Genomic DNA, 4463 nt, shown 5'->3' with positions numbered 1-4463 from the left:
GAGATTAAGGTCTTTGGGCTGGAAATGACTTTTGATGCCAATATGTTCGAATTTCAAAGCGTAGAAAAAGGAAGTTTAACAGGAAGCTGGGCAGCAGTGGCCGGAAACGAAACCACCTCTGGCACTTTGAAGATCGGAGGATTTTTAGGAGCCGGCACATCGATTCCAACAGGAAGCAGCGGGACAATTGCCATCGTCAAGTTAAAAGTGACAGGCAGCAGTTACAGCAACGGGCAGCAATGCCAGGTCAGCATTAAAAGCTACACCGACGACATCTCAGGTATGTCACCCGAACCTGCAAGCGCAACATTCACCCTGCAAAAATAGAATCAAAAAAAGGTTCCTGGTACCTTAGGCCTTTTTTTAATACCTGGTACTCTTTCTTGCTGTTAGAAGTCGTAGGTTAGGTATCCCCCTACAAACATCCTATCCCTGTTTTCCCAGTAAACATTCGAATCCCTGCTCCACCAGCTAACATTAATCCCAATACCAGTATTCCTTATTACCCTGAAAATAATACCTACTGTATTGGTTCTATATGTATCTTTTCTCTTTATCTCCTCATAACTCCCGTCTGGCATATACGTCATCATAGGCTCGGGATACCGTCCTTCTCCATAATTATAGTTATAATCAATCCGTAAAAACCTGGTTAAATAAAACGATATCCCCCCTACATATCTATCGCTTATATAATAGACGCTGTTCGTCCAGAATGAAAACGGGCAGTCCCTGCTGTACTGTCCTCGAAATCCAAACCGCCACACTCTGTACTCAATACTCGTATCGCCAATAAGTCCTGAAAAACCCTTCCTCTCTTCACTCCTTGGAATAAGCTTCTTATATCCAAGCGAAATTGTTCCTCTCACATTTCCCAAAAGCGGAAACCTCACACCTGCATAACTCTGGTAAGAATAAGAATCCCTCCAACTGTAATCAACATCTTCAAAATTATATTCTGTATAACCTCCCCTTATAAAAAAGAAGGTTTCAGAAAAAATCCTGTAATAAAACTCAAAATTAGCATTCTGCTCTTTCCTGTTCAAAAGCCTTGATAGATAAATCTCCTCCCCCGGCATTGTAATATCTTCGTAGGAAATTCTCTGAGAAGAAACTGTAAGCCCAAAAGATGTTCTTCTTGCTGTCTCATAAAACAAGCTTCCATTATAAGCTTCCCGATGCTCATTTGCTCTTACATCGAATTCACTCGTAGCACGCCATCTTATATTGCTGTAAGAATATCCACCTCCAACAACAAACCTGCCAAGCAGCAGCAGTTTAAACGAAGGAGTCAATGAGTTGTTCCAGCGCCTTTCTCTGCTTTCTTTTACATAGTAAACATATTCAGGATTTTCTGAAAAAGAGAGAATCAGATAATTACGAAAGAGAAGATAAGTCCTTATTTCTGGAGAAAATGTGGCAGTATAATCAGAAACCGGCCCTGTTTCCTCCCTCTGATAGTATACATTATCGTCATAGCCAATATCTCTGAATTGAAGCCTCGGATAGATTCTGAATGGGCCAATCTTCCAGCGCGCATTCTCTGTAATCCAACTAAGTTCCGAAGCAAATGTTCTGTACGATTGCCCAAACATGCTTGAAACTGTGATAATAAGAAATATAGGAATAATAATTATTGTTCTTTTCATACTAACAATGCCTCTTCCTTCAGTATGTGATCATTCGGTTACTCGGCAGTATATCAATTATTTCATATTTTTTCAGTATATAAATTTATAGCTATTCCTCATAAATGATTCAAATTAATGTGACTTATTCACTTCAGATGAACTTGCGATATATGTTTATTATCAAGAAGAAATATTGAATTATTCGGGACATCAATTTTCCTGTACTCATCAAGGGGCATCTCATTATAATAAAGATACAGCACTCGTATTACAGCAGTATGAGTAACAACAAGAAGAACAAAGCTTTCGGCCTTATCAGACAGCCTCTTAATCCCATCTACAGCCCTGAACTGAAGCTCTGCCAGAGTCTCTCTATCATTTATCCTGAGCTCTGAAGGCTTTGTATTCCATATTTTCCACTCTTCCGGATACTCTTTAATAACCTCATCCTCAGAAAGTCCCTCCCACGGTCCCATCTGGATCTCTTTAAACTTATCCTCTATCTCAATATTCAAGTTTAAGAAACTGTTTATTATCACAGCACTCTGAACAGCCCTGCGCACAGGACTCGAAATAATCTTTTCTATCTGAAATCCCTCAAGTTTTTCTGCCACATCAAATAACTTTTCCATACCCTTATCACATAACCCTTCCATACTGCCGCCTGCATAGATCTTCTTCTTATTGGACTCTGTCAATCCATGACGCATCAAATATATCTTCTCAACCATTATTTTTTTCATCATATTTATTAAAGACTGCATAAACCATTAAATGAGTACGATACATCTCTTGAGGCTTATCGTCAAACCAAGTTAGCTGTGACATGATAAAGGAAATGCACCTTAAAAAAGATTAAATTTGGTCTTGACATATAGACCATTTCCATTTCTTTTTAAAATACTCCTTAAGCTGTCCTATTTTTTTCTGCTGACTATTCATGTTATAAGAATAATTTAAAACCAAAACCTGTTCAAGAAATTTAAATAAATCTGTCCCCTTTTTTCATATATTTATTCCCTGCCATTTTCTTGATATATATCTACATATTTCTTGCGTTTTTCTTTATTTTCTGATATTTTTTAACAGTTCACGGGTTAAGACCGTGAAGTAGTAGTGAGGTGGACTCTGGTTATGAAAAGGATAATTGAATCAAAATTGCGCCAATGGAAAAACAAAACACACCGAAAACCCCTCCTTCTGCAAGGGGCAAGACAAGTCGGGAAAACATATGTTCTTATAAAATTTGCCAGAAACCATTTTAGTCACACACACTATTTTGACCTTGAAGCATCAAAAGTCGATCTTGCCACTATTTTTAATGATTCGCCCTTAGACCCGAAGCAGTTAATCGACAAATTGAGCTTTGTTTCCGGAAAGTCGATTAATACTGAAACGGATATCTTGATCCTTGATGAAATACAGGCAATTCCCAGGGCCATAACCGCCCTGAGGTACTTCTACGAGAATATGAGCAGGCTGGCGGTTGCAGCCGCCGGTTCAAATCTGGGCGTTGCGCATAGTGATGAACCGTTTCCCATCGGAAAGGTTGAAAGTGTTCATATGTATCCAATGAATTTTGAAGAATATCTTGCCGGAACAGACGAAGAAATGGCGCTGATGTTTTTAATGAATTTCAGAGGCGGAAAGATCGACGATATTTATCACAGACGTCTTTTTGACTTGCTGAAAGGGTATTTCGTTACGGGAGGGATGCCTGAAGTCATCAGTCAATACTGTGCCAATAAGGATACGCCGCTTGAAGCATTCAGGAACGTTAGGCAACTCCAGAAGCAGCTCATTCTTCATTATAATAACGATTTTTCGAAGTATGCAGGGAGTACGAATTCCCGTCATATTGAGCGCGTATTCAGGGCGATACCTCTTCAACTGTCAAATACACAGGACAAAAAATCAAAGAAATTCAAATTCAAGGACGTCATTTCCAAAGGATATAGAAGCTATGAGCACCTTGCAGATCCCGTAGAGTGGTTGATCAAGGCGGGACTTGCATTAAAAGTCAATACAAATTTACATCCGTCCATACCGCTTATGGCCGGTGCAAAGGAAAACAGCTTCAAACTCTTCTTGTTTGACATCGGCTTGCTTGGCGCCATGATTAACCTAAATCCGGCAAGCATTATGCGTTATGATTATGGTTCTTACAAGGGTTACTTTGCTGAAAACTTTGTAATGCAGGAGTTATGCGCATACGGTTTCAATGAAATCGTCACCTGGTCAGGCAGGAGTTCTGAAATAGAATTTGTGCTCGAAGTGAACGGAAACATCATCCCGGTGGAGGTAAAAGCCGGGTTTAACACCAAAGCCAAAAGTTTGCAGGCGTTTATAACCAAATATCATCCGGCTTACGCCATAAAATTTACCGGAAATAAATTCGGCTGTGACAATCAAAAACGTATATTTAATTATCCATTGTATATGATTTCAAAATTTCCAGAACTTTCAAAATAAAAAAAAGGGGACAGATTTATTTTCTCTGTGCCGAGCAGAATACTTCATCTTTTTTAGGACGACCTTGCCCGCGTGATTCAATCCGCCTGTTAAGCTTTTTTTCGATTTCATCAACAAACGTTGCCCCGCCTGTCAACTGTCCACGTTGAACAGCATGTTTGATCATTTCTCTTTCTTTATAATGCGTGAATCATACATTCTTTTAGCATTTTAGCCTTTTGTCTGTTTAGGATGTGCTCGGGTCAGTTTATTAAGGGTCCTACGATTGACAAAATTTTTAGATTACTTTAAACTGGTGAGAAAGTAGGAAATTAGGAAAATAAGACTGCTTTTTGGAGAAATGCCATGGAAGAATTAATA

Annotated in this window: 5 protein-coding genes; 2 read left to right on the top strand and 3 right to left on the bottom strand. The window is 39.1% G+C overall.

Going from position 1 to position 4463, the window contains the following annotated elements:
* Nucleotides 1-327 (top strand): cohesin domain-containing protein (locus VMW78_08860; GenBank protein HUV51112.1); only part of this gene is annotated, 327 nt, incomplete at its 5' end.
* 62 nt (nucleotides 328-389) lie between these two features.
* On the opposite strand, the gene VMW78_08855 is transcribed toward VMW78_08860, so the two are convergent.
* Both VMW78_08855 and VMW78_08850 read right to left on the bottom strand, forming a co-directional pair.
* The gene (locus VMW78_08855) at nucleotides 390-1649 is read right to left on the bottom strand and encodes an outer membrane beta-barrel protein (protein HUV51111.1); all 1260 of its coding nucleotides are present in this window, start codon (nucleotides 1647-1649) and stop codon (nucleotides 390-392) included.
* A gap of 128 nt (nucleotides 1650-1777) precedes the next feature.
* Entirely contained in the window at nucleotides 1778-2377 is a 600-nt protein-coding gene (locus tag VMW78_08850) for a histidine phosphatase family protein (GenBank protein HUV51110.1), read from the bottom strand.
* A gap of 388 nt (nucleotides 2378-2765) precedes the next feature.
* Between VMW78_08850 and VMW78_08845 the strand changes: the two genes are divergently transcribed.
* Nucleotides 2766-4103 (top strand): AAA family ATPase, encoded by a 1338-nt coding sequence (locus tag VMW78_08845; protein ID HUV51109.1) that lies wholly within the window; start codon nucleotides 2766-2768, stop codon nucleotides 4101-4103.
* A 16-nt stretch (nucleotides 4104-4119) separates the two neighbouring features.
* Here VMW78_08845 and VMW78_08840 read toward each other — a convergent pair whose 3' ends face one another.
* Nucleotides 4120-4269: a hypothetical protein gene (locus VMW78_08840; GenBank protein HUV51108.1), complete on the bottom strand. Its 150-nt coding sequence runs from the start codon at nucleotides 4267-4269 to the stop codon at nucleotides 4120-4122.
* Nucleotides 4270-4463: the final 194 nt, after the last annotated feature.

The sequence above is a fragment of the Anaerolineae bacterium genome, assembly GCA_035529315.1.
Taxonomy (GTDB): domain Bacteria; phylum Desulfobacterota; class Desulfobacteria; order Desulfobacterales; family ETH-SRB1; genus Desulfaltia.
The sequence above is the reverse complement of the archived record's forward strand: the minus strand, read 5'-3'. Positions and strand labels throughout refer to the sequence as shown.

Bases quoted from the DNA above. Each gene is read 5' to 3' on its own strand.
- VMW78_08840 (HUV51108.1), bottom strand. From the start codon at position 4,269: ATGATCAAACATGCTGTTCAACGTGGACAGTTGACAGGCGGGGCAACG.
- VMW78_08850 (HUV51110.1), bottom strand. From the start codon at position 2,377: ATGATGAAAAAAATAATGGTTGAGAAGATATATTTGATGCGTCATGGA.
- VMW78_08855 (HUV51111.1), bottom strand. From the start codon at position 1,649: ATGAAAAGAACAATAATTATTATTCCTATATTTCTTATTATCACAGTT.
- VMW78_08845 (HUV51109.1), top strand. From the start codon at position 2,766: ATGAAAAGGATAATTGAATCAAAATTGCGCCAATGGAAAAACAAAACA.